Here is a 24001-nt window from a genome sequence, read left to right on the forward strand (position 1 = left end):
TCCTTCGATAATAAAATTTGTTATTTAAAATTGAAAGTTGATGATAGCCATAACAATACAATAAATAGAAAAAATCCAAAATACCACAGAAGTAAGAGTGCATAATTTAATTGGTGCAGTGGTTGTATTCAGTGAAACATAATTTATTATTGTGCGATTTTTTATAGTACGGACAATCCAAACGATAAAAACAACCACTGCAAAAAACAATAGCGCACAACAAAAAATAACCGAATTTCTCTGTGATAAACAGCCAACAAAATCCAATAAAACCGCATCCGTAAAAATATGGAGCCCAATCGACCAAATAATTCCATACGCCATCGCAAGATAGCCAAGAATGATACCCTGACAAAATGCACCTAAAAACTGATCGAAATTACAATGCATCAAACTGAATAGTACGGAAGAGAAAACAATTGCTTGAACCTTTCCATAACTTTGGAGAGAATTCATGATAAATCCACGGTATATTATTTCCTCGACTATAGGCGCCACCAATGAAGTATAAAAAATCCCCGATAAAAGTGTATCTCCTCCAGACGCCGCGGCAGCAACATCAGCTGCTGAAATTTTCATATAATTGCTAAAAATAGAAAGAAGATGCTCACTAATAGCCCCTGAAATTATATTTAAAATAAATCCCAAGGATAAGGCTGAAAGAAAAACAAAGATGGGCATTCGCTTATGACAAGTAAAGATTTCGGGAAAACTTCTTTGCTTTTTAAAGAAAAAAAGCAATAGAAAAAAGCCTATGCCTACTGCGACAATCGCGTCAATTCTTTGTGCAGCAAGATAGTTGTCAATGTATTTTTCAGTCCTATTTGTCATAAGATGCGGTATCAGCCGATCTACACATTTTGAAATATTATCAGTTAAAATCAAATACCATAAAATGCCAAAGGTCAGATAATTAATTTCTTTTCGGATAGTTTGGACGTCCATTTATGCTCCCAGAAATGTTGCTATAATTGCCGCACAATTAAAAACGATATGTAAAATAATTGGCATTTTAATATCTTTCGTTTTTTCGAATAATAATGATGTGCATAACCCCAAACTAAATATCGGAATCATTGCCAAAGAAAATTCTACACCGTGCCCAATTGTAAAAAGAACACTAATCGCAATTATACGGACGGCCGCATTCAAAGATTCAAAAACATAACCTTGGATGATTCCCCTAAAAACTATTTCTTCTAAATAAAGGAACGATAATTCCAACATTTAAACACCAAAAAAACGGTCGAAAGGCAAATCGTTTTGTAGAAATAATTGATAATATTTGATTGACAGAAGAATTATTCTGCATTGATTTATGCATCATCATGTTTATATGGGAAACCCCAAAATTAGCAATTAAACATACTGCGATTGCCAAAAATAAAAAAACAATATTCTTAGCCGTTATTTTTGATGCAAAATCATATTTTCCTAATTTATAAAAAGCATAGGAAAATAAGAAAAGCACAAGTATTTCTGCGAGGATTCCAACCAATTCCATCCAATTTTTGGATGATAGCAGCAACCCGTTAGGAATTCCGATTACAAGCCCATATGCTTCAAAAATAATAATACCTAATCCTATCCAAAGAATATTCTTTTTAATCTCATCCATCAAAGTCACTTCCTGCCTCCCTGATTCTTTTTCTTCTGCAATGGTGAATCAGAAAAGCCTGAAGGACTTCTCTGATTCACCATTTTTAATTAATGTTTTTTGCGGCGTTTATTTCTTTTTTTAGCTTTCGAGTATCCTTTTTGAATCCCCTTAATAAAATCGGAAATTTCCGATGCAACAGTAAAAGCAATACCACCCCCTCCTCACCTGAAACATTAGCCAATTCTCTTTCTGTTAATGTGTTAAATTCACTCATTTTTCTCTCCTCATTATATAAAGAATACAAACTACTTTTTGTGGCGATGAGATTGAATCCATCTATTTCTTCTATGTCTTGTGTAATGTGTCATTGTATAAGCATCAGAACCAATCATATACCCAATAGCATACCCGATAAAACTGCCTCCCTTTATCTTTTGAAGCTCTTCCCCACTTAAATTTTTTTCATTATTGTTCATAATAATCTCTTCCTTTACATATAGATCGTTGCTATAGCTATAAATCTGTAAATATTTATAGATTAATTATAATTATTTGTAATTTTAGAATCAACAAAAAGTTAGATTCACTTTATTCCATTTTTTTATATAGATCTTTCAAAAATCTTTTTTCATATATTTTTAAATTTTATAGCTGTTATGCCTACCGTTATCTTTTGCATTCATAGGTCTTATCTCTTCAAAGATATATCTTTGTTGTCACATTTTCACTTTTATTCCACCGAAGAATGATTCCAATAAAAATAGATGCTCCCTGCGTATAACAGAGAAGCACCCGTATGCTGTTATTAAATTTTATTTGGTTTAGTCTTTGAATATACATATTAATGCAGACAAATTTTGGCACTCAATTTAAGCAAAAAATATTAGTGTATACCAGTTTTTGATGAATCATATTTCTATTTCCCATATTCAAAAGATTATATATTATTATATGGCTTCGATATTTAATTACTTGTGGCACGCAAATGTCGCTGATTTTTTGATCATTCGTGCCGTTTATCTAACGCCTATTCCCTTTGCGAAGCCGCCGTCCGGATCACCGAGCGGTTTTTTTATTGCCGCCGTTTAACAGCAGAACCAAGAAAACGCCGGAGGGTCTTTGCCTTCCGGCGTTTTTCGCGTCGTCGCGCCTCTCCGGGCCCGCTTCAAAAATCGCGGTGACGTCTCCGGTCGTCAGCTTTTTACGACCGCCCTTTTGGATGCCCACGCCCGCTTCATTTTCCGTTTTCATCGCTTTTACCGCTCCCCTGCCTCCCTTTAAAAAACTTTTCCAGCGTTTTCGTTTACTATGCTATAATAAATCCGATTCAAAAGTAACGGCGGCGCGCCGCCCGAAAAAAGGAAAGCGAAAGAAGAGGCATGCAAATTATCATTGTCGGCTGCGGAAAGGTCGGAAAGACTTTGACCGCTCACCTTTCAAAGGAAGACAACAACGTCACCATCATCGACACCAACCCGGAGAGGGTCCGCGAGGCGGCCAACGTTTACGACGTCATGGGCATTGCGGGCAACGGCACGAGCTACGAGGTGCTCCAAAGGGCCGATGTCCGGGGGACCGATATCCTCATCGCCGTGACCTACAGCGACGAGGTCAACCTGCTGTGCTGCGTGCTGGCCCGCCGGTTTTCCGAATGCAAAACCATCGCCCGGGTGCGCGATCCGATTTACCTGAGAGACCGTGCCTATATCCAAAAGGCGCTGGGCCTGTCGATGACGATCAACCCCGAATACGCCGCTGCCCGGGAAATCTCCCGGCTGCTGCGATTTCCCACCGCCATCGATATCAGCAGCTTCTCCAAGGGGCGCATCGAGATGTACCGCTTCAAAACGCCGGCGGCGGGGCCCCTCGTCGGCCGTGCGGTCAAGGATGTGCCGCTGCTGCGCCAGGATGTGCTCGTGTGCTGCCTCGAGCGGAACGGTCAGGTGGCCATCCCCGACGGCAGCACCTGCATCCAGGCCGGCGATGTGCTCTCGGTGGTGCTGCCGCCGGACCGTGCCTCGGACTTTTTCCACCGGATCGGCTTTAAAACCAACGCCGTCAAAAACGCGATGATCGTCGGCTGCAGCGAAACGGCCTATTATCTGGCGCAGATGCTCATCAAAACGGGCATCGGCGTCAAAATCATCGAGCAGAACCGCGCCCGCTGCGAAGAGCTGTGCGAAAAACTGCCCGCCGCCGCGATTATTAACGCCGACGGCAGCGACGAAAACGTCCTGCGGGAAGAGCATCTTTCCGATATGGACGCGCTGATTGCCAGCACCGGCATCGATGAAGAGAATATCATCCTCTCCCTTTACGCGATGAACAAGGTCAAAAAGAAGGTGATCACCAAGATCAGCCATCTGGATTTCAACGAGGTGATCGCAAGCCTTTCGCTGGATTCCATCGTCAATCCCAAGCGCATCACCGCCGAATCCATCCTGCGCTACGTGCGGGCCATGGCCAATTCGGTGGGCAGCAACGTGGAGCGGCTTTACAAATTGGCCGACGGCCGGGCCGAAGCCATGGAATTCACCATCAAATCGGGCAGCCGCCTGACCCACATCCCCTTCCGCGAACTGCGCATCAAGCCGGACACCCTGGTCGCGGGCATCATCCGCCGCGATCATTTCGTGATTCCCGGCGGCGAAGACACCCTGATGCCCGGGGATTCCGCCGTGGTGGTCACCACCAATGCCGGCTTCCGGGACATCGCCGACATTCTGCTGAATTAGGAGGCCGCCGTGAATTTTCCGATGATTCGCTACGTGCTCAGCGCCGTGCTTCGGGTGGAAGGGCTGCTCTTTGCCCTGCCGCTTATCACTGCGGCCGTCTACCGCGAATGGGCCGTCGCCCCGGTTTATCTCGTGCTGCTCGTCGGCTGCGTGGCGGTCGGCCAGCTGTTCTCCAAAAAACCGAAAGACATGGCGCTCTATCAAAAGGACGGCTATGTTATCGTCGCCTTTGCCTGGATTTTGCTCAGCCTGGTGGGGGCGCTGCCCTTCGTGCTCACCGGCGAGATCCGCGGCTATATCGACGCGCTGTTTGAAATCACCTCCGGTTTCACCACCACCGGTTCGTCGATCTTGAAGCATGTGGAGGTCCTGACCCACGCGAGCCTGTTCTGGCGCAGCTTTTCCCACTGGATCGGCGGCATGGGCGTGCTGGTGTTCATCCTGATGCTGATGCCCGGCGAGGGCGGCACCCACATGAACCTGATGCGCGCCGAAAGCCCGGGGCCCAACGTCTCCAAGTTTGTGCCCCACGTCCGGGGGACGGCCGCCATCCTCTACAAGCTTTATATCGGCATCACCGGTGTGCAGATTGTTTTGCTGCTCCTCTTCGGCATGCCGCTGTTCGACACGCTGTGCATCACCTTCGGCACCGCCGGCACCGGGGGCTTCGGCATTTTAAGCGCCAGCTGCGCGGATTATACCGCCGCCCAGCAATGGATCGTCGCCATTTTTATGATCCTCTTTGGGATGAATTTCAGTTTTTACTATCTGATTTTTTACCAGCGCAAAGTCCGGCCGGCGTTTCGCATGCAGGAGATCCGGGGCTATCTGGCCGTCATCGGGGCAGCCATCGTCTTCATCACCGCCCAGCTGATGCGCCAGACCGACTTTTATCGCCACTTTCTTGACGCGCTGCGCGCCGCGACCTTCCAGGTGGGCAGCATCATCACCACCACGGGCTATTCCACCGCGAATTTCGATCTTTGGCCGGCCGCCTCCAAATGGATTCTCGTGCTTTTGATGTTCATCGGGGCCTGTGCCGGCTCCACCGGCGGAGGCATCAAGGTCTCCCGGGTCATCATCCTGCTCAAGACCATCAAGAAGGAGCTTTTCACCCTGACCCATCCCCGGGCAGTGCGCAAGACGATGTTCGACGGGCACGTGGTGCCCCACGAGGTGCTGCGCGCCATCAACGTCTTTCTCGCGGCCTATCTGATGATCTTTTGCCTTTCGGTGTTCGCTATCAGCCTCGACGGTTTCTCGCTGGAGACCAATTTTACCGCGGTGGCCGCCACGATCAACAACATCGGGCCGGGGCTCGCCGGGGTCGGCCCCGCCAAAAACTTTGCGGCTTTCAGCGCCTTCAGCAAGCTGGTGCTCACCTTTGATATGCTCGTCGGCCGGCTGGAGCTTTTTCCCGTGCTCATGCTCTTCATGCCCGCCACCTGGCGCAAATCCTGGGCCCGCGACGGGAAAACCCAAAAATACCGGCAGCCTTGGCTGCCGGTATTTTTATGCCCGGACGATGCTTTTATTTTCCCGCGTCGATAGCTTGAACGATTTCCTGATTCATCGCCTGATAGGAATGCCAATCGGCTTCTTTGATGCCATAGCCGGTATAGCCAAATAAGCGTTTGATTAATTTCAATATTTCGTCGGTCGTCAGCCCGGTTCGATGTTCGATCACGTCCTCTGTGACGGAGACCATCTCATGGGCCGAATCGTTGCGGATGGCCTCTTCCACTTCGCGGATCTGTTTGGCCGCATCCCGGATGGCGCGATTTTTGCAAAATTCCTCAATCAATTTTAACAAATGGTCGGAAGAAATGTTCCTATTCGCAACCCCGCTTGAATAAGCTTTTTGAAAAACCGAAAAAATTTTTTCGTCTTGTTTTAATCGTCCCTTATGCCATTTACAAATTTTGGCGCCCCGAAATCTTTTTTCTCTTTCTTCCTCGTTCCATCCTTCTTCCTCGCATTTCCGCCTAACCCATCCGGGGAAATCCCCGTAAACATATTGATTGATATCGATTTTGCATTGACAGCGCAAAATCTGCTCGAACAAATCGACGATCAGCGGCGTCAGGGCGCGGCAAAAATCCACATACTCCCTGCGGTCTTTTTTGATCCAGAGCAGCAGGGCGTATTCAAAGGATTTTCGCGCGTCGCCGCTTTTGACCGGCGTAACATCCATGCCGGTTTTCTTCTCTAATTTAGTAACTGTTGAAAAATCCAGCAGCTGCCGGGCCCGGGCCAGCTTTAATTTGTCCAGATACGCCGGATCCGGCTCGGGCATGTCTTTTGCCACAGCCATCGCAGCGCGATAATCGTAGTCTTTCACCAGCTGCTTGATGATCTCCTCGTCTTGAATATTCTTGAGCGAACGGCATTCAAATTCGTGGCAGCGGTTCTTAAAATCCGGTGCGTTATCAACGTCCACTTCCCAGGCGAGCTCGACGTCAAAGCCCTCGTGCGCGTGTTCGTTCATTTTCTTTGTCGGCGTATCCACCTGAATCAGACGCGTCTTTCGGGAAAAGCCGCGAATCGTCTGGAGCACCTCCAGCCCGCTTTTCATCGCCGGCGTCCCGGACGACACATTGAGCAAAAGCTCATCATCCTCCGCCATTTCATCCGTTATTTGACTGATTTTTTCCCAAAATTCATCGAAAAAAATATCAAAATACTGGACATTTCTTAACTCCGGGCGCTCGATGATTTCGATTTCCGGCATTGCGCGATTTTGAAGCCGAGCCAGCTTTTCAAGACAATACATATAACGATCGTCCTTCTCGTGAAATTCCATCATTTCCGCCGACAGATACAAAATAATTTTATCCGGGCAATAAACCCGGGCAATGTGCAGCATCGCTCCGTCGTAGCCATTGTTCCACGAGATCGGATCCGTCCCGCCAACCGGCGAAAATAAAATTGTTTTTCCCATTTGATAACTCCTTTTCTATCTTAAATCAAAATGACATCTTCCTGCATCACGCCCGCATTGACTCCCCAAGTTTGGATTTGCCCTTCGCCGACGATTTTATACACGCGGATGCTGTCTTCCTCTCCGCAAAAACGCGGCAGTTTTGCCAAAAGCTCTGCGTATTTCTTTTGGGACAAACGCGCTTCGAAGGCCGAACGCTGGACCCGATCGCCATAGCCTGCCAACAGCTTTGAAAGCCGGTACCGCTTTTTGTTGTCGATGATATCGTAAATAATCAAAGCAAAAATTTGACGGCTTCGCGCGCGGCCGGCCGCTTCCCCCAAAAGATAAGATGCGCTTTCCATCAGATCACCTGATCAAAATGGGATCGTAAAGGGCGGCATCTTCCGCTTCGATCGCTTTGGCCAAGCGCCCCGCCTGAAATCCCAATGCCCGCCGGAAGGTCACCGGATAATCCAAATAATGAAGGTAGCGAATGCTGGTCTGCATTTTCTTTTCCATCTTGTTCAAAAAAACAGCGAGCCCTTTTTTGGTCAAATAGCAGCCGCCCGCGTCATCGCTTTCAAAATCGCCGACGGCCAGCTCGTGACCGTTGAGCAAGCTCATCGCCAACGAATCCACCAGCACGGCACGCCATTCTTCCATTAAATCGCTGGCCAGTGTCGGATGCTTTTCGGCATCCTGATGCATAAAGCCGAAATAAGGGTTCAGGCCGTGGGATTCGATTTCCCCGTAAAGCTCATTGAGCAAAATGGCATAGCCCAGACTGATCAGCGCATTAAAAGGATCTCTCGGCGGTCTGCGGCTGCGCCCGGAAAACGCAAAATCCGAATCGACGCAGCGCGATAAGCCTTTAAAATAGGATTTCGCGCCATGCCCTTCGTATCCCATGATTTCCGGAATGGCTCGCTCGCTTGCAGCGCGTTCCTTTGCCCATTGGATGTGCATCACTTCCTGATTCACATCGACCGCGTGATTCCTGGCATAGCGCCGAAGCATCACCGCTTGATTGTTCAATTTGGCGGCGACCATCCGCCGGCTGAGATCAATGGCAAAATCGCTGTGATACAGCTTTGCCTGCCGCCGCTGCAGTCCCGCCTTTTGATAGCCCGTGGCCGTCAGCCGGCCGAAATAATGCCCGCCTTTCGAAAAGAAAACCACGTCGATTCCCTTTTTCATGCAGGTCTCCATACACTGGGTTGTGAGCTGGGCCGGCGCCAAAAGCGTAATGCCCTCGAGGGTTTCGACGGGAATGGACCGGCTCACGCCGTCCTTCGTGTTCACAACGATGCGGTTCGCCTGGGATTGAATCACCGCGCCGTTCTCACTGACATAAAGCAAACTCATACACACCTCCGATTTAAATTTTTCTGATGATTAAAGACTTTCGGCCGTCCCCTGTCGGGGCTTTTGTTTTTAAATGGCAAAAGACATCAGAATGATGAAGCTTCAGGAAATGTCTCCGTCCCCTGTCGGGGGCTTTTGTTTTTAAATACGATGATGAGAAACGAATACCTAACTTTTAACGAGTCTCCGTCCCCTGTCGGGAGCTTTTGTTTTTAAATGAAATCCGCCGCTGGAAAGACGAAAGCACAAAAGTCTCCGTCCCCTGTCGGGGGCTTTTGTTTTTAAATCCCAGTTCCCCTTTTACGTATCGCAAATTTAATGACAGTCTCCGTCCCCTGTCGGGGGCTTTTGTTTTTAAATTTGCACATCTGTAACATATCCGTCATCAGCCATCATTTGGATACACAACCGCCACCGTTCTTCTGAAACACCAAGCGTTTTGGCGCTGATAGAATCCGGATCAAACTCCGGATAATTCATAGACTTTTCAAGAATGGACAAAATGCGATAAATGATCTTAAAACTTGTGCTCATTTTCTACCCCCGTTCAGGTGCTTTAAAAATAATCTGGGACACAATCAAAGTCAAAATCTCCCACTAACTTTTTATACTTATCTTGCAATATTTTGGGCCACGTACTTTCATCGTCAGCATTATAACCATTTATGTACAAAATCTTATAGAATTCTAAGGTATCTTTAGCTTCTAAGGCTTTGTCGATAACTTCTTGTTTCATAGCAAACCCCGAATATAATCATACAATTCTTTATCCTTTTTCTTGAGGACACTTGGCTCTAAGCAATAACACCGATAACCTTCAGAAAAGTACTCACCCAAAACATTTTTGTTCAAATAACCATTAATATAAGCTCCTTCTCCTCTAAAATCATAAGGGTATATATATCCTTGATAGCCCGAGAGTCTCCGTCCCCTTACGGGGGCTTTTGTTTTTAAATAAGCAAATCAGTTGGGCAAAAGATATCAGAGCAGAAAGTCTCCGTCCCCTTACGGGGGCTTTTGTTTTTAAATAGGAAGTAAAAAAATGATAAGCTGGAAAAATGAAAATGTCTCCATCCCCTTACGGGGGCTTTTGTTTTTAAATATTGACTACTACTCTTTAAATGGCGGTCAAGTGTGGCGTCTCCGTCCCCTTACGGGGGCTTTTGTTTTTAAATCGTGGAATCAAAATTATTTATGGGGGTTTGCCCGAAGTGGTCTCCGTCCCCTTACGGGGGCTTTTGTTTTTAAATGTGCCTATGAAAATTTATATTAGCCAGCCACTGGTCGGGTCTCCGTCCCCTTACGGGGGCTTTTGTTTTTAAATGAGTAAAGGAGGAAGTAATGAAGACAGTGTATATGTCTCCGTCCCCTTACGGGGGCTTTTGTTTTTAAATGATCTTGGCGGAACAATTCGATATCTGCCAGGAAAGTCTCCGTCCCCTTACGGGGGCTTTTGTTTTTAAATGACAAATGGTTTTTTATTAAACTCGCCGTTGGCAATGTCTCCGTCCCCTTACGGGGGCTTTTGTTTTTAAATCATACGCTGTGTACGATAGAGACGATAGCTATAAAATGGTCTCCGTCCCCTTACGGGGGCTTTTGTTTTTAAATGCACGCGCTTTTTTCGTGTGACCGGCGTTAAAAGGTCTCCGTCCCCTTACGGGGGCTTTTGTTTTTAAATCCTCCCGCCGGCATCCGTCTGCCGGTGCGGGCCGGATGCCTTTTTGCGGGGCAAAGAAAAATCTGTGTAAAAAAGGAGACTGTGTTGGGCCATTTTTGCGCCAAAGGCCCGATATGCGGGCATCGGCGCAAAATCATTCGATAGCCAGCCGGCATTTGCCAAATTCATAAAGCTTGCCTCCATATCGGGCGCACTTCACAATATGAGGAGAAACCTTCTGATTCCGCTCATGATGATGATTGCGGGGCACCTTCGTCTGTTGAAAAATCTGCCGGATCGTTTGAATCCCCGCCTGCCGCCCCAGCGCCGCATAGATGACGGTCTTGGTGGCAAAGCCGGCATTGCCGCCGAGATAAACCTCGCTGCCGGTCAAACGGTCCATCCCCAAAAAGGCGCTTAAAAAGCATTTTTGATACACCTCGTCAAAGCGCGCGACCGCTTCCAGCAAGGCCTCCTTCGTGAGGGCGCATCGGCTGGGATCAATGGTCAATGAAAAGCGAATCCGCGTCCCCGGGCGCAGGCTTTCTTTTAAAATCGGAAGGGTTTTCTCTTTACCGTCGGGTTTGTGCTCCAGCCGCTGGCACAAAATCAAATCTTTTAAGGTCAGCGGCTCACTGTCGCTGACGATCAGGCCGGAAAGTTCGTCGTTCACCGCATCCTCCCGGCGGGTGCCCGGCCGGCCGAGCGTGTGGAAGGCCCTGGCCTCCAAAGTGTCAATCTCCCTTTTCAGATAGTTGTTTCTATTGCCTCGGCCGCTTTTTAAAGCGTCAATCTCCGCTTGCCACGCCCGGTGGTTTTGCCAGAGGCGCGCGGTGAGCAGAACAGTGCGCAGCATCCCTTTGACGCTGCTGCCGGGCACATAGGGCTTGCCATAGGGATCTTTAACGAAGGCCCAAACATTATAGTTTCGGCTCGTTTCAATCGCGCCCGTCGGCAATATATAGCGCACACAGGTATCGAGCTCCTTCCCGCTGATGCGGTTTTTGCAAATCCAGCTGCCTAAATCCTGATTTCTGCGACGACCCGGCGGCGGGCAGAGAAAATCTTCAAAGAAGGAACCAAGATTCTTTTTTTGAGCCAGCGCGTAAAGCTTGGGCATAGCCATCACCACAATTCGCCGCTTCTCGGGAAAAAACACATATTCCTTTTTGGAAATTTCTTCCCCGCTGCCGATGGATACCGGTCCCTGCGCCGTTAACGTCATCCGAAAGGTTTGTGCTTTCATCGGCTCACCTCCATCCAAAAGGGTTTCGCCAGGCGATACACCGGGTGGCTGCCCGCCCCGGTGCTCACGTCGGCAACCTGCCCGGCAAAGCGCGTTTTAAAACAAGAGCCCGCCGCAAACACATAAAGGTCTCGCTTGCGCAGCTGCTCCCTGGCATAGGCCGCCGACGCCACAAAGCCGCCCCGCCGGACCAGTTTGTAACTCGCGCCTGCGAGCGCGGCGGATAGCGCCCCATCCGCCGGCAAGGCGTTGCTTAACGTCATATGCAAAGAGCCGCCGGCCGCTAAACGGTTCACGATCGCCCGGGGAACCGGCGCCTCCTGCCAGGTGAATTTGCCCAGGCCGGAAGAACGCCTGCCGCCAATCCCAACGAAGGACAAACTCGTCAGCAGGTCGGCCATCAGCTGCCGCTCTTCCTCCCCCGCCGCGCGCACCAAAATATAAAGCCCGCAATCCGGATTAAAATAAAAATGCTTAACGCGATAGGGTTCAGGCTCTTGTTGCCCCGAATCGCGCTCGTTTTGAAGGCAGACCTGTGTTTTCATATCGAAGCGGCCGAGCGCCTCCAAATCCCTGGTCCGTGCCAGCGGCATTTCCCCCTTTAAAAAGGCATCAAAACAATCCACCGCGACATAGGCCATTTTTTTATACGCCTTTTTAACGCTGGAATCGCCGGCTTCTGCTTTGTTCTCGATGTGAATAAACGGCTTGGGCAGATAATAACGCTCATCCATAAAAGGCATCCCGTCCGAAAAATTCAGCCGATCGTCCCGAACGGCGTTTAACAGCGCTTCGGCACAGGCTTCATCCCTTTTGAGCGCTTCAATAAAAAGGGCCGAAAAAAGCGTGTCCGCGCCAAAGGTCGAGCGCCCATTTTCAAGCCGCTGATCCCCGAAGTGGACCCCGGATGAAAATTCAAATTGAATCAAGGCCGTTTTCATTGCGGGCCTTCTGCGCTGGGCATATTCGCCCGAACCCTCTGAAGCGCCTCGTTGCAGCGCGCAATCAGATCCGCCGGCAAATCGCCGATGGCTTTTTGGGCCGACAGCTTTAAAAACCGGATTTTGCCATAGCCCCGGGAGCCGCTGCCGCCCAGATAATCCATTTCCAGCAGGCACATTCCTTCCGCCAATGTCGCCATATCCGCTTCGATTTCTTCGGAATCGCTTTCCCGGTCCACGTCGTAAATCAAATTGAGATCGAAGACCGACCCGCGGACGGCCCGCTCCAGCTGCCGGGGATTGGCCACCGCCGTCGCCCGGTTGATGGTGTTTTCGAATTTGATTTCCACCATGCTCGAAAGCCCCTGATCCCGCAGCGCCTCTTCATTGACCAAAAATTGATCCGAAAAAATCAGGCGGCTGCGGCGCAGGCTGCCCTTTTGTGCCGAACCGAACAACCGCAAGATCCGCTCGTCGTCCTGATCCGCGCTGGCTGCCACTTTTGTATTCAATTCCCGGGCCAAAAGCGCGCGCATCTTCCCCTTTAAAGAGCTGCCCGGAATCATCGGCAAATTGGTTCGAACGTCGCGAACCACCGGCGAATCCACCGCGCCAATCGCCGCAAACGCCGTGCTGCCGCCGATATGCATCCCCGTGACCACTTTGATTTGTCCTGTGATTTGTATTTTTCCAAACATCCCCCTTAGCGCTCCTTCCCATAATCACTTATCTCTTTGGTTGTCATAAAATATTTATAAAAAGCTACCAAAGCCTCCATGTATCGGCTGAATAACAAATAATTTTTTCTACTCGCTTCAATCTCATCTAAAATTGAAAGCAAACCGGCCTTTTTAATAAAGAACCACGTGTCTTTGTCTTTTCCTGCTTCATAGAGAAACCGGATTTTCAAGTATTCAATACGCTCAACCATCTCCGCTGACAATTCATCTTGTCGCTGAATTAAAATTTCATTATAGATACTGGACGTCATCGCCAAAAGATCCCGTATTTTCGTCGTCGATGGTAACTGTTTATTTTGATACAAATCCTGAATCACATGCGCGGCGCGCGGTACATAAGTCTTTGGATTAATGCTCTTCATCGTTTTCTTCTTCCTCCCTTGTTAAATAAGCATAAATATAAATCGCAGTTTTGAGCTGCCTGGCATCTTCCGGATTCTGCACCCACCTGACAACGTGCGTTTCAAAATGCGCATAAGCCGCTTTAACGGCTTCCGGGGCTTTTTGATCCGGCTCCAGCCGGGCCAGCAGATAAACCAATCGGGCGAAATTAATTTTGTCGTCCCTCCTGCGGATCAAATCGAGGATGCGATACAAAAAGCCTTTTCCCCGATCTTCCGTGCGGTCGAAGAAAGCCCTCAGCACGCGAAGCTTCTCGCCGATCACTTGCTTCTCAAAGGTCTCCCAGTCGGTGGTGCCGTCGCTGACGACCGCCTCGCCGTCGTCGCCTTTCGCCCGATGGGTTTTGCCATCGTCAAAAATCGTCACGGCGTTTTTCCTCGGGTAATGCTTGGATTGATCCTCCAGCGCCGCCACCTCTTCGGCCATGGCACTGATGGGATATTTGGCCGGATAAATCCCGATGCCCGCCGACAGCGTCAACGTGCCATCGCTGTAGGCCGCAAGGGTGTTTTTCAAATCGATCGCGAGGGCAATCACCTGATCCCAGGCGCCGACAATAAAAACATCGTCGCCCCCGGAATACACAATCGTCGCCGCACGCTTCTCAGGACGCGCGTCTGTCAGCGAAAATTGGGGCGAGGCTAAAATCTTATTGATATAAAATTTGAAAAACAGCGACAGCTGCCGGGACAAGGTCGCCGTCCGCGATAACGTCACATAGCGGTTTTGATTGGCCGGGTCATCGAAGCCTGCAACAAAGCTATGACCCAAATTGTCGACGTCTGCCCGCAAAACGGCGATGCGCCGGATGCCCTGCGCCTGTTTGGCAAAAGCCTCGAAGGTGTCTCCGGTGGTATAATCCCCGACCCATAGCTTTGTGGCAAGTCTTTCGCCTGTAAGCAATTGGTTTTTGCCGTAAACCCGCACAAAGTCCAAACTGGATGCCATCGCGTTTTTAACGTCCTGTTCTGTCTTCGCTGCTTTGAGCACACAGCCAAAAGGCAAGGGCAAGCCGGTTTTATCTTCCTGGCTCTGCCGCGTCACATAAAAGAACACATCGTATAAAATGTTGGCCGACAACTGCTTGAGCGCCTCGCACATCGGGCATCGCCCGCTTGCGTTCACGGCGCCGATTTTTTTGCACACCGCGCATTCCCGGGCGTAATTTTTCTCCCCCCGTTGATTGAGCGCTCTAATATCATCCGGCGAATAACGCTGCATTTTCTGCTTTGAAAGTTTTGAAGACACCGCCCGGAACAAAGCCGCATAACGACCTTTCGGCTTATCACAAAGCGCATGGCTGCTGCAGGGCACATAGCCGCCGGCGATATAAAGCGCGGCGCCGAATTGCGCCAAAAACCACTGATTGGCCGAGGCGAGGCCGTTATCAAACGTCTCTTTGGCCTGCTCCGTGTTGGGCAGCAGCAGATAGCAATGGCCCCCGCCGGCATAAATCAAATTGCAGCGCGTCAGAGAAAGCCGCTCCAGCAGCGAATCGACGATGTGCTCCACGAGCAAATCCAAATAAAAGGATCGGGCGCGGAGCATCCGAAGGGCATCTTCCGACGTAATGGTGTAAATAAAGGCCTGAATGCCCGACAGATCCAGCGAGGCCAGCAAAAAGACCTCCCGATCGTAAAATGCCGTTGCCTGTTTGAAGAGGACCTCCCGATAATCCTGAATAGATTGTGCTTTTAAATACTGACCGATGCAGGCGGCCATCGCGCCGGTCATCTTCATGCGATCGTAAAGGGAAATATCCGGAACTTCCCCTTTTGCCGTTGAGGCCGGAACAAACGAAAGGTTGGCTTCCAGCGTTTCCAAAATAGAATTGATGTATGCGCCGGGATGCTCCCAGTCGATTCCCCGCAGACGGTCTGTCATGCCGGCCACAATCTGATCGTATTGCTCCCGGCTGAAAACCGCTTTTTCCGCCACCGGGAAATTGATCTGATCGGCTGTGTGATCCTCCCCGACCGCCAAAATCCCCGGCGCATACCATTTGTCGCCGCGGTTGCCGTTCAGCAGATTAAAAACCGGCTGCAACGGCGTCTGCTGATCGAATCCAAATTCCTCCGCCTGCTCTTTTTCTCTTCGGTCGGCGGCCGAGGCCATATTGTCCGCCATATAAACAATATAGGCCGGAGCATCCGCCGCCAGATGCGCATTTTTTAAAGCATCGCTATGGTGATAGCGAACGCATGCCAGCAGGTCGGCATCTTTCACGCCAATCTTTTCTTTTAAAAAAGCATATCCCAGCTCGGAATGATTTTTTCTTTCTTCCCCCTGCCGATAAACAGCCTTGCCGATATCGTGCAGCAAACCGCCGATAACCAAGCCGATTTCATCATGATTCATGTCTTCTCCGCCTTTCTTTAATCAAATGCATGGCCCCCATTCCCATGGCCGATTTCACACCCACACCGGAAAATTCGCCGAATTCTGCCAGCATCCGCGCGTATTTCGCCATGGCAGAAGCGCCCTTCACCTTGATGGTCACCGTGCCCATAAAAGCGGGGATCGCCATGCCTTCCATTGGAAATTTCACGCTTCGCAAACGGTATTGAACGATCTCGCTTTCCCGGCACAATTGTTCCAGCGTCTTTTCATCCGCCATCTCAATCATATCGTTCGAAGCGCTGTATTTTTGCATCAGGCTCTGAAAGATCAGCCGCACATCCGGAAAAATCTGATAACGCCCGCTTTGTTTAAACGCTGTCGCCGATTGAAAGGCCATGTGCAAATAGCGGCTGTAATCCCTTTGATAAAAATGCGCCAATAATTTTTCTTGGGGTATTTCCCGATAGGCGCGGCTCAAAACCGAAATCTTCATCGGCTTGCCGGTCAGTTCAAATTCTGAGACGTTCCGCGATAAAATCGGTTGAATAATTTGCTCATTCGCCCTTTGATTGGTCGTTCGAATATGCCACCGCCACTGCCCGTCTTCGCGCAAAAGGCACTGACTATAAGGATGGCGCCGCTGCCGGTGCAGGGCCTGGGCATCGTCCGAAGCGATCCATTCCATCAAAACGCCCTGCAAATTAGACGATTGATAATAACCAAAATTCGGACTGTCGGCTTTTAAATCTAAAATGAGTTCTGATAACATCATTTCTCACATCTTTCCTTTAGGTTAATAACATTTTAACATAAACGGTTTGCAATGAAATATAAATTTAATTTTTTGAATTACTGCTCGTTTTTTCTCATGTTTCCTCATTTTTTCTCAATTTTACGAAGTCTCCTCTTCGCCCACAAAAAAAACAGACCCGAAGGTCTGCGATCTTTTAACTGGAGCCTTTGACCAGATTCGAACTGGTGACCCCCACCTTACCACGGTGGTGCTCTACCAACTGAGCTACAAAGGCGCGCGTTATAAATTTAAAAAAATGGTGGGGAAAGATGGATTCGAACCATCGTAGACTCAGTCAACGGATTTACAGTCCGCCCCCTTTAGCCACTCGGGCATTTCCCCATGTTTTCGGAACTTCTATATCATACCCAACCCGTCCCCCAAAGTCAAGCACAATTCGCCAAAAAATAAAAAAACGGGAGGCCGACGACGGCCGGCCTCCCAGGGGCTGCTCATTCGCCGAAGACGGCGATATAGTCTTTCTTGAAGTTTTCGATGCCGCGGTCGGTCAGCGGATGGGCGATCATCTGGTCGATCACCTTCATCGGCACGGTGCAGATGTCGGCCCCGGCGGCCGCGCAGTCGACGACGTGCATCGGGTGGCGCACCGACGCGGCGATGATTTCCGTGTCGATGCCCTGCACGTCAAAAATTTCCGCGATGTTCACCACCAGCTCGACCCCGTCGGTGGCAATATCGTCCAGACGGCCGAGAAACGGCGACACATAGGCCGCGCCCGCCATGGCCGCAAGCAGCGCCTGGCCGGCGGAGAAAATCAGGGTGACGTTGCAGCGAATGCCTTCGGCCGAGAGCACCTTGGTGGCCTTGAGCCCTTCGGCGGTCATCGGGATCTTCACCACCATGTTCGGGTGAATCTTCGCGATTTCGCGCCCCTCGGCGATCATGCCCTCGGCGTCGGTGGTCGTCGCCTTCACTTCGCCGGAAATTGGCCCGTCGACAATCGACGTGATTTCCTTGATGACTTCGTTAAAATCGCGGCCTTCCTTGGCGATCAGCGACGGGTTCGTCGTGACCCCGCAGATCACACCCATGTCGTTGGCTTTGCGGATGGCGTCCACATTGGCCGTATCCAGGAAAAATTTCATAATACACGCTCCTCTTTATCTTTAAATTCTCGCCCCGATCGGCGATTTTGGCACAATTTAAAACGGCTGCGGCCGAAACCGGAACCGTTTTTCTGTTTTACTTGCGGGCGATGGCCGCTTTGGCCGCCGCCGCGATATGCTCCGCGGTAAGACCGTAATGTTCGAGCACCTCCAGAGCCTTGCCGGACTGGCCGAATGCGTCGTCGATGCCGACCTTCTCCACCGGGGCGGGCGCCGTTTCCGCCAGCACTTCGCACACGGCGCCGGCGAGCCCGCCGATGACGGAATGTTCCTCCGCGGTGACGATGGCGCCGGTTTCCTTCGCCGCCGCTGCGATCGCGTCGCGGTCGATGGGCTTGACGGAGCCCATATTGAGCACCCGGGCGCTGATGCCGTCGGCGGCCAGGCGTTCGGCGGCGTCGAGGGCGCGTTCCACCATCAGCCCGATGGCCATGATGGTGACGTCGCTGCCTTCGCGCAGGGTCACGGCCTTGCCCAGCTCAAACCGGTAATCCTCCGGCAGAATCACATTGGTGGCCAGACGGCCGAGGCGGATATAGACCGGCCCGTCGATGGCGATGGCCGCGTCCATCATGCGTCTGGTTTCAACGGCGTCCGCCGGGACGAGCACCGTCATGTTGGGCAGCACGCGCATCAGCGCAATGTCTTCCACCGACTGGTGGGAGCCGCCGTCTTCCCCGACGGAAACGCCGGAATGGGTGCAGGCCACCTTCACGTTGAGTTTGGAATAGCAGATGCTGTTGCGGATGATTTCGAAGGCGCGGCCGGCGCCGAAAATGGCAAAGGTGCTGGCGAAGGGAATTTTGCCCGTCGTCGAGATCCCGGCGGCCATGCCCATCAGGTCGCATTCGGCGATCCCGGCGTTAAAATGGCGGTCCGAGAAGGCTTTCTTGAAGGTGCCGGTTTTGGTCGCGCCGGACAGGTCGGCGTCGAACACGACGATATCCGGATTTTCTTTGCCGAGCTCCGCTAAATAATTACCGTAAGTTTCTCTTGTCGCTTGTTTTTCCATTCGGTTGTTACTCCTTGTTCGAAAATCCGATTATGCCAGATCCTTCAGCGCCTGCGCCACCTCTTCGGCGTTCGGGCCCTTGCCGTGCCAGCCGACCTGGTTTTCCATGAAGGAGACGCCCTTGCCCTTCACCGTTTTGCAGACGAGCACGGAGGGCTTATCGGTACAGGCTTCGGCCTGTGCCAGCGCGCCACGCAGCTGATCGAAGTCGTTGCCGTCGGCCACGTTGATCACATTCCAGCCGAAGGCCGCAAATTTTTCGTCGATGGGATAGGGGCTCATGACGTCGGTAATCGGACCGTCGATCTGCAGGTTGTTGTTGTCCACAAAAGCGGTCAGGTTCGATAGGCCGTAATGGGCTGCGGCCATGGCCGCCTCCCAGACGATACCCTCTTCGATTTCGCCGTCGCCGAGCAGGGCATAGGTGCGCCAGCCGGCTCCGTCGATCTTCGCGCCCAGCGCCATGCCGACCGCCGTGGAGAAACCCTGGCCCAGCGATCCGGTGGACATGTCCACCCCCGGCACGTGATCCATGGCCGGGTGCCCCTGGAGCATCGCCCCCAATTGTCTTAAATGATCGAGCTCTTCTTTGGGGAAGAAGCCCCTTTCGGCCAGCGTGGCATAAAGCACCGGCGCCGCATGCCCCTTGGACAGCACAAAGCGGTCGCGGTCCGCCTTTTTCGGATCCCCCGGATCCACATTCATCTTTTCATAATAAAGCAGGGTCAAAATTTCCACCGCGGACAGCGATCCGCCGGGATGCCCGGAGGCCGCTTTCCCAATGCTTTTAACGATGTCTCTGCGAATTTCCTTTGCAATAGGTTTCAGATCTGCCATAAAATGCTCCTTCTTTTGCAATGCTTGCTGGTTCACGATCGCCGACGTCTACCCTTTTATTCTTCTTCGCCAAAGCCGTTTTCGGCCAAAGCGGCCAGCGCTTCAACCGCGGCCTCTTCGTCGTCGCCATTGGCAGTGATCACCATTTCGGTCCCCTTGGACAGCCCCATGGCCATCACCGAAATCACCGATTTGGCATTGCCCACGCGGGTCTCGTCCCGTGCGTCCGCAATGGCAATATCCGATTCGAAAACGACGGCTTCCCGGCAAAAGTTGGCTGCCGGTCTCGCGTGAAGACCGGTTTTATTGATGATTTTAACGGTTTTGCTGTACATAGCCATACTCCCTTTTCCTTTTGTTCATTATACACTCCCCCCATTTTCACTGTCAAAAGAATCGCACGGGGAAAGACGCACTTTTCTTTAATTTCCTTTTTGGATTTTAGTGAAATTATTTTCACGTTTTTTTCATCTGTTTATTTTAATGCGTGACGTCCGACTTGCGCAGCGCGTCCAGTTCTGTGAAGACCCCGCCTTCGATCTGATCGCCCAGACGATGGTGCTGCGCCGCCTCGCTGCCGCGGTCGGGCGCCGCCCCGCCGATCTCGCCCATCGCCCGGACCAGTTCCCGGGATGAGATGCGCACCGCGCCACTGCCCAGAACCATCTGCTGCACCGCGCCGTCGGAGGTCACCACTTCCACCAGGCGCCGGCTGCGGCGGCGCTTCTCCGGGGTATCGCCCAAAAGCTCCACCACGCGGCGCTCGATATAAGCGTCGGCGGTGATATCCCGGCCGGTAAACACCACTGTGATCCCCAAGCGCTTTTCCTCCCGGGTCTTCGGGTCCTCCCGGGCATAGGCGTCGAAGACGAGCACGGTCTCGCAGCCCTTGAAACCACTGTAATTCGCCAGGCGATGGATCAGATCCTCTCGCTCATCCGCCAAATCGAAGACCGCCCGCTTTTCGAGCTCCGCATGCTGATAGATCACGTTGTAGCCGTCGACGATCAAATAGCGGTTCACGATTCGGCCCCGTGGCGCTGCCTGGCAGCCTCCGCCATCAGAATCCCCGCCGCCACCGAGGCGTTAAAGGAGTCGATGCTGCCGTAATTGGGGATCGATGCGGTAAAATCGCAGTGCTTTTTCACGTTGGGGCTGATGCCCTTGCCCTCGCTGCCGATGACCAGCGCGAGCTTTCCGGTGAAATCCCGGGTATAATAGGGCGCGCCGGCCATATCCGCGGCGGCCACCCAAAAGCCCTGGGCCTTGAGCGTCTCGAGGCAGCGGGCGAGATTGCCCACTTTCACCATGGACGTGGCGTTCATCGCGCCAGCCGAGGCCTTCATCGAAACGGCCGTCACCGAGGCGGATCGCCGGTCCGGAAAGATCACCCCGTGAGCGCCGCAAAGGTTGGCCGAGCGCACGATCGCGCCGAAATTGTGGGGATCGAGCACATGGTCCATAACGACGACAAAGGCGTCTTCCCCCGCGGCCTCGGCCTTCGCGAGCACGGCCGAAAGCGACTGATAGGCAAAGGGGGCCGTCACCGCCGCAATGCCCTGGTGATGCCCGCCGTCGGCCAGAGCGGCAAGCTTCGCCTTGTCCACCGAGTGGACGATGATGCGCCGCTTCTTGGCCTGATCGATCAAATCGCCCAGCACGTGGTCGCGGTTGTCCTTCATCACGTAGAGCTTGTCGATCTGGCGGCCGGTGCGCAGGGCTTCCCGCACCGGATTTTTGCCGACGATCACAAAGGCATCGGCATTTTCGCCGCGCCCTTCCCGGGGCTTTGCGCCCGCGTTATGCTTTTGTTTCATGGCGTTTGCCTCCACTCGTGCCGCCGGCCCTACCGGCGATGGCTTCCCGCCGGCCGCAGCGCGGCGGCAGCGGTCCGTAATACTGATAGCAATAGGTTTTGAGCATGCTGTTGTAAAGCTTGCGGTTTTTGGTCGCCCGGCGGCCGAAGGCGGCCTCAAACTCCGGATAGGCGGTGAGGATAAAATAAGACCAGTCGGGAAGTTTTTCAAAGGCGGCGCCCATCTCGCGGTAAAGCTTTTTCACCCCGGCGGCGTCCGACAGGCGCTCGCCATAGGGCGGATTGGTCACGATCACGCCGTAGCGCCGCTTGGTGCACACCTGCTGAAAGGGCAGCTTCTGAAACGCCACCAGGTCTTCCACTCCGGCCATCCGGGCGTTCGAGCGTGCCTGTTTGAGAACCCGGCCGTCGATATCGCTGCCCAGCACGCGAAAGCCTTTGCCGTTTACGGCGCGCTCGGCCTCGGTGCGGGCCGCCTGCCACCGCTTCGGCCCGATCGCCGGCCACGCCTCGGAGACGAAGTGCCGCCGCATCCCCGGGGCAATGTTTTTGCCGATCATCGCCGCCTCGATGACGATGGTACCCGAACCGCAAAGGGGATCGAGAAAGAAACGCTCCGGCTGCCAGCGGGAAAGCTTCACCAACGCCGCCGCCAGGGTCTCCTTCAGCGGGGCGCCGCCGGCATGGGCGCGGTAGCCCCGCTTGTTGAGCCCGCTGCCGCTGGTGTCCAGCGACAAAGTGACCACATCCTTCAAGATCTGAATATGGATGGGGTAGGCCGCGCCGTCCTCCGGGAACCAGCCGACCCGGTAATGGGCGCCCAGCCGCGAGGCCACGGCCTTCTTCACGATGCGCTGCCCGTCGGATTTTGAAAAGAGCTGCGACTTCACCGAGGTGATCTTCGCCGCGGGAAAGCACCCGTCCGCCGGAATCACCCTCTCCCAGGGCAGGGCGCGGGTCCCCTCGAACAGTTCGTCAAAGGTGGTCGCCTCGAAGCGGCCGATATCCCAAAGCAGCCGGTCCGCGCAGCGCAGCCAGAGATTCGCCCGGGGAACGGCCGCCGCATCCCCGACAAAGTGGACCCGGCCGTTCTCCACCCCTTCGACGGCGTAGCCCAAGGCGGCCACCTCGTCCTTCACCAAACTTTCCAGGCCAAAGGCCGTCGTCGCCGTCAGGTGCAGCGGCCACGCCGCAAACTCATTCGCCGTCAAAGGCCTTCACCGCTTCGTCCCGGCCGAACACCATGAACCCGGCGTAGCCCGCCGCCTCGCAGTGGCCGATCTGCTTGCCGAGCTTTTTCTTCTGGGTGATCAGGTTCACGCTGTAGCCCGCTTCCCGCAGCTCGTCGGCCTGAGCGATCACCGCGGCCATATCGGCGTCCGCCCGGTGGAAAAGCGCCGCGCGCCGCTCCGTCTTTGCCGCGCCCGCTTCCCGTTCCATCAACAGGCCGACAATGCGTTCAAAACCGATGGAAAAGCCCACCGCCGGCACCGAGGTCTTGGTGTAACGGCCGATCATGTTGTCGTAGCGGCCGCCGCCGGCAATAGAATAGCCCACATCGCCCCAGCGCACCTCAAACACCTGCCCGGTGTAATAACCCATGCCCCGGATCAGCGTGAAATCAAATTCGATGCGGTAACGCCCCGCCGCAAGAGCCGTCGTCGTTTCGATCACCCGTTTCAGATCGGCCACGGCCGCGGCCCCATCCACCCGGTCATCGATATTGTCGAGGTTCACCTCGGCCACGGCGTCCACAAAATCGGATACCATCGCCGCGTCGTAGCCCTTTTCGGCCAGCTCCGCCTTCACGCCGTCGGTTCCGATCTTATCGGCCTTGTCGAGAGAGATGCACACCGAGCCCACATCCCCGGCATTAAAGCCCGCCGCCGTGATGAAGGCCGTCAGCAGGCGCCGGTCGTTGACCTTGATCGTAAAATCGTCGAAGCCCGCCGCCATCAGCGCCTTGGCCGTGGTGGCAATGAGCTCGATCTCCGCCGTCACATCGGGGTCGCCGATGATGTCGATATCGCATTGCTTAAACGCGCGGAAGCGGCCCTTCTGGGGGCGTTCGGCGCGGAACACGTTGCCGATCTGAATCGCCTTGAAGGGCAGCTCCAGCTGCTCGGCGTTATTGGCATAAAACCGGGACAGCGGCAGGGTCAGATCGTAGCGCAGCCCTATGTCGCACAAATCCCGGCTGGTGGCGCCGGCCTTCGGGGCCAGCTTGTCCCCCCGCTTTAAAATCGTGAACAGCATCTTGAGGTTATCGCCGCCCTCGCTGCCGAGCAGCAGATCGATGTTTTCCAGCGCCGGGGTTTCGATCCGGGAAAATCCGTGGGCGCGGTAAATGCCCGCAATGGTCTGCTCCAGGTGATCCCGGACGCGCATTTCCGCCGGGAGAATATCGCGTGCGCCGCGAACCGGCTTCGAACTGATTTTTTCCATAAACTACCATCCTTATTTT

The 24001-nt window shown here is 52.6% G+C and carries 27 protein-coding genes, 2 tRNA genes and 1 CRISPR repeat array; of the genes, 2 read left to right on the forward strand and 27 right to left on the reverse strand.

Annotation, left to right across the window (positions count from 1 at the left end; translation table 11 throughout):
• Positions 1 to 24: 24 nt before the first annotated feature.
• The 6 genes from HMPREF0721_RS05915 to HMPREF0721_RS05925 all read right to left on the reverse strand — a co-directional run bounded on the left by HMPREF0721_RS05915 (position 25) and on the right by HMPREF0721_RS05925 (position 2851).
• Positions 25 to 945, reverse strand: a complete 921-nt coding sequence (locus HMPREF0721_RS05915; RefSeq protein ID WP_006598721.1) for a CPBP family intramembrane glutamic endopeptidase — start codon at positions 943 to 945, stop codon at positions 25 to 27.
• Positions 946 to 1227, reverse strand: coding sequence for a CPBP family intramembrane glutamic endopeptidase (locus tag HMPREF0721_RS12810; protein WP_083798148.1), 282 nt, complete (start codon positions 1225 to 1227; stop codon positions 946 to 948). It abuts the gene before it with no gap.
• Complete coding sequence (locus HMPREF0721_RS05920) at positions 1184 to 1618, reverse strand: hypothetical protein (protein WP_006598722.1); 435 nt, start codon at positions 1616 to 1618, stop codon at positions 1184 to 1186. Before HMPREF0721_RS05920 ends, HMPREF0721_RS12810 begins: the two co-directional genes overlap by 44 nt.
• An 85-nt stretch (positions 1619 to 1703) precedes the next feature.
• Entirely contained in the window at positions 1704 to 1874 is a 171-nt protein-coding gene (locus HMPREF0721_RS11505) for a bacteriocin (RefSeq protein WP_006598723.1), read from the reverse strand.
• A gap of 31 nt (positions 1875 to 1905) precedes the next feature.
• The gene (locus tag HMPREF0721_RS11795) at positions 1906 to 2076 is read right to left on the reverse strand and encodes a hypothetical protein (protein ID WP_006598724.1); all 171 of its coding nucleotides are present in this window, start codon (positions 2074 to 2076) and stop codon (positions 1906 to 1908) included.
• Positions 2077 to 2656: 580 nt separating this feature from the next.
• Positions 2657 to 2851 carry a hypothetical protein gene (locus HMPREF0721_RS05925; RefSeq protein ID WP_006598726.1) on the reverse strand — a complete coding sequence of 65 codons (195 nt, stop codon included), beginning with the start codon at positions 2849 to 2851 and terminating at the stop codon, positions 2657 to 2659.
• 128 nt (positions 2852 to 2979) lie between these two features.
• Between HMPREF0721_RS05925 and trkA the strand changes: the two genes are divergently transcribed.
• Positions 2980 to 4335, forward strand: a complete 1356-nt coding sequence (gene trkA, locus HMPREF0721_RS05930; protein WP_006598727.1) for a Trk system potassium transporter TrkA — start codon at positions 2980 to 2982, stop codon at positions 4333 to 4335.
• A 9-nt stretch (positions 4336 to 4344) separates the two neighbouring features.
• Entirely contained in the window at positions 4345 to 5886 is a 1542-nt protein-coding gene (locus HMPREF0721_RS05935; RefSeq protein ID WP_006598728.1) for a TrkH family potassium uptake protein, read from the forward strand.
• Here HMPREF0721_RS05935 and csm6 read toward each other — a convergent pair.
• From csm6 to hisS, 21 genes are all read right to left on the reverse strand, one after another.
• Positions 5867 to 7276 carry a type III-A CRISPR-associated CARF protein Csm6 gene (csm6, locus tag HMPREF0721_RS05940; RefSeq protein WP_006598729.1) on the reverse strand — a complete coding sequence of 470 codons (1410 nt, stop codon included), beginning with the start codon at positions 7274 to 7276 and terminating at the stop codon, positions 5867 to 5869. The two genes, HMPREF0721_RS05935 and csm6, sit on opposite strands and share 20 nt — an antisense overlap.
• 20 nt (positions 7277 to 7296) lie before the next feature.
• A complete protein-coding gene (cas2, locus tag HMPREF0721_RS05945; RefSeq protein WP_006598730.1) occupies positions 7297 to 7620 on the reverse strand; it encodes a CRISPR-associated endonuclease Cas2 in 324 nt (107 codons plus the stop codon).
• Positions 7621 to 7624: 4 nt separating this feature from the next.
• Positions 7625 to 8623 carry a CRISPR-associated endonuclease Cas1 gene (cas1, locus tag HMPREF0721_RS05950; protein ID WP_006598731.1) on the reverse strand — a complete coding sequence of 333 codons (999 nt, stop codon included), beginning with the start codon at positions 8621 to 8623 and terminating at the stop codon, positions 7625 to 7627.
• A gap of 354 nt (positions 8624 to 8977) precedes the next feature.
• On the reverse strand, positions 8978 to 9157 hold the full coding sequence (locus HMPREF0721_RS12815) for a YjcQ family protein (RefSeq protein ID WP_006598733.1): 180 nt from the start codon (positions 9155 to 9157) through the stop codon (positions 8978 to 8980).
• 22 nt (positions 9158 to 9179) lie between these two features.
• Complete coding sequence (locus tag HMPREF0721_RS05955; protein WP_006598734.1) at positions 9180 to 9359, reverse strand: hypothetical protein; 180 nt, start codon at positions 9357 to 9359, stop codon at positions 9180 to 9182.
• A gap of 184 nt (positions 9360 to 9543) precedes the next feature.
• Positions 9544 to 10304: a CRISPR direct-repeat array (repeat unit 36 nt; unit sequence GTCTCCGTCCCCTTACGGGGGCTTTTGTTTTTAAAT).
• A gap of 133 nt (positions 10305 to 10437) precedes the next feature.
• Positions 10438 to 11529 carry a type III-A CRISPR-associated RAMP protein Csm5 gene (csm5, locus tag HMPREF0721_RS05960; protein ID WP_006598737.1) on the reverse strand — a complete coding sequence of 364 codons (1092 nt, stop codon included), beginning with the start codon at positions 11527 to 11529 and terminating at the stop codon, positions 10438 to 10440.
• Positions 11526 to 12470, reverse strand: coding sequence for a type III-A CRISPR-associated RAMP protein Csm4 (gene csm4 / locus HMPREF0721_RS05965; protein WP_006598738.1), 945 nt, complete (start codon positions 12468 to 12470; stop codon positions 11526 to 11528). Before csm4 ends, csm5 begins: the two co-directional genes overlap by 4 nt.
• Positions 12467 to 13168, reverse strand: a complete 702-nt coding sequence (gene csm3, locus HMPREF0721_RS05970; protein ID WP_006598739.1) for a type III-A CRISPR-associated RAMP protein Csm3 — start codon at positions 13166 to 13168, stop codon at positions 12467 to 12469. Before csm3 ends, csm4 begins: the two co-directional genes overlap by 4 nt.
• Positions 13169 to 13173: 5 nt before the next feature.
• Positions 13174 to 13572: a type III-A CRISPR-associated protein Csm2 gene (gene csm2 / locus HMPREF0721_RS05975; RefSeq protein ID WP_006598740.1), complete on the reverse strand. Its 399-nt coding sequence runs from the start codon at positions 13570 to 13572 to the stop codon at positions 13174 to 13176.
• Complete coding sequence (cas10, locus tag HMPREF0721_RS05980) at positions 13559 to 15970, reverse strand: type III-A CRISPR-associated protein Cas10/Csm1 (protein WP_006598741.1); 2412 nt, start codon at positions 15968 to 15970, stop codon at positions 13559 to 13561. The genes csm2 and cas10 overlap by 14 nt, the downstream gene beginning before the upstream one ends.
• Entirely contained in the window at positions 15960 to 16724 is a 765-nt protein-coding gene (cas6, locus tag HMPREF0721_RS05985) for a CRISPR-associated endoribonuclease Cas6 (RefSeq protein ID WP_006598742.1), read from the reverse strand. Before cas6 ends, cas10 begins: the two co-directional genes overlap by 11 nt.
• A 180-nt stretch (positions 16725 to 16904) precedes the next feature.
• A tRNA-Thr gene (locus HMPREF0721_RS05990) sits at positions 16905 to 16980 on the reverse strand.
• Positions 16981 to 17002: 22 nt separating this feature from the next.
• A tRNA-Tyr gene (locus tag HMPREF0721_RS05995) sits at positions 17003 to 17087 on the reverse strand.
• 110 nt (positions 17088 to 17197) lie between these two features.
• Positions 17198 to 17851 carry a fructose-6-phosphate aldolase gene (fsa, locus tag HMPREF0721_RS06000; protein WP_006598743.1) on the reverse strand — a complete coding sequence of 218 codons (654 nt, stop codon included), beginning with the start codon at positions 17849 to 17851 and terminating at the stop codon, positions 17198 to 17200.
• A gap of 97 nt (positions 17852 to 17948) precedes the next feature.
• Positions 17949 to 18884 (reverse strand): transketolase family protein, encoded by a 936-nt coding sequence (locus HMPREF0721_RS06005; protein ID WP_006598744.1) that lies wholly within the window; start codon positions 18882 to 18884, stop codon positions 17949 to 17951.
• A 30-nt stretch (positions 18885 to 18914) separates the two neighbouring features.
• On the reverse strand, positions 18915 to 19721 hold the full coding sequence (locus tag HMPREF0721_RS06010; RefSeq protein WP_156788706.1) for a transketolase: 807 nt from the start codon (positions 19719 to 19721) through the stop codon (positions 18915 to 18917).
• Positions 19722 to 19777: 56 nt separating this feature from the next.
• Complete coding sequence (locus HMPREF0721_RS06015; RefSeq protein ID WP_006598746.1) at positions 19778 to 20062, reverse strand: HPr family phosphocarrier protein; 285 nt, start codon at positions 20060 to 20062, stop codon at positions 19778 to 19780.
• 139 nt (positions 20063 to 20201) lie between these two features.
• Positions 20202 to 20744, reverse strand: a complete 543-nt coding sequence (locus HMPREF0721_RS06020; protein WP_006598747.1) for a YacP-like NYN domain-containing protein — start codon at positions 20742 to 20744, stop codon at positions 20202 to 20204.
• The gene (gene rlmB, locus HMPREF0721_RS06025) at positions 20741 to 21538 is read right to left on the reverse strand and encodes a 23S rRNA (guanosine(2251)-2'-O)-methyltransferase RlmB (protein ID WP_006598748.1); all 798 of its coding nucleotides are present in this window, start codon (positions 21536 to 21538) and stop codon (positions 20741 to 20743) included. Before rlmB ends, HMPREF0721_RS06020 begins: the two co-directional genes overlap by 4 nt.
• Positions 21522 to 22748, reverse strand: a complete 1227-nt coding sequence (locus HMPREF0721_RS06030) for a THUMP domain-containing class I SAM-dependent RNA methyltransferase (RefSeq protein ID WP_006598749.1) — start codon at positions 22746 to 22748, stop codon at positions 21522 to 21524. Before HMPREF0721_RS06030 ends, rlmB begins: the two co-directional genes overlap by 17 nt.
• On the reverse strand, positions 22735 to 23982 hold the full coding sequence (hisS, locus tag HMPREF0721_RS06035) for a histidine--tRNA ligase (protein WP_006598750.1): 1248 nt from the start codon (positions 23980 to 23982) through the stop codon (positions 22735 to 22737). Before hisS ends, HMPREF0721_RS06030 begins: the two co-directional genes overlap by 14 nt.
• Positions 23983 to 24001 lie beyond the last annotated feature (19 nt).

The sequence above is a fragment of the Pseudoramibacter alactolyticus ATCC 23263 genome, from assembly GCF_000185505.1.
Taxonomy (GTDB): domain Bacteria; phylum Bacillota; class Clostridia; order Eubacteriales; family Eubacteriaceae; genus Pseudoramibacter; species Pseudoramibacter alactolyticus.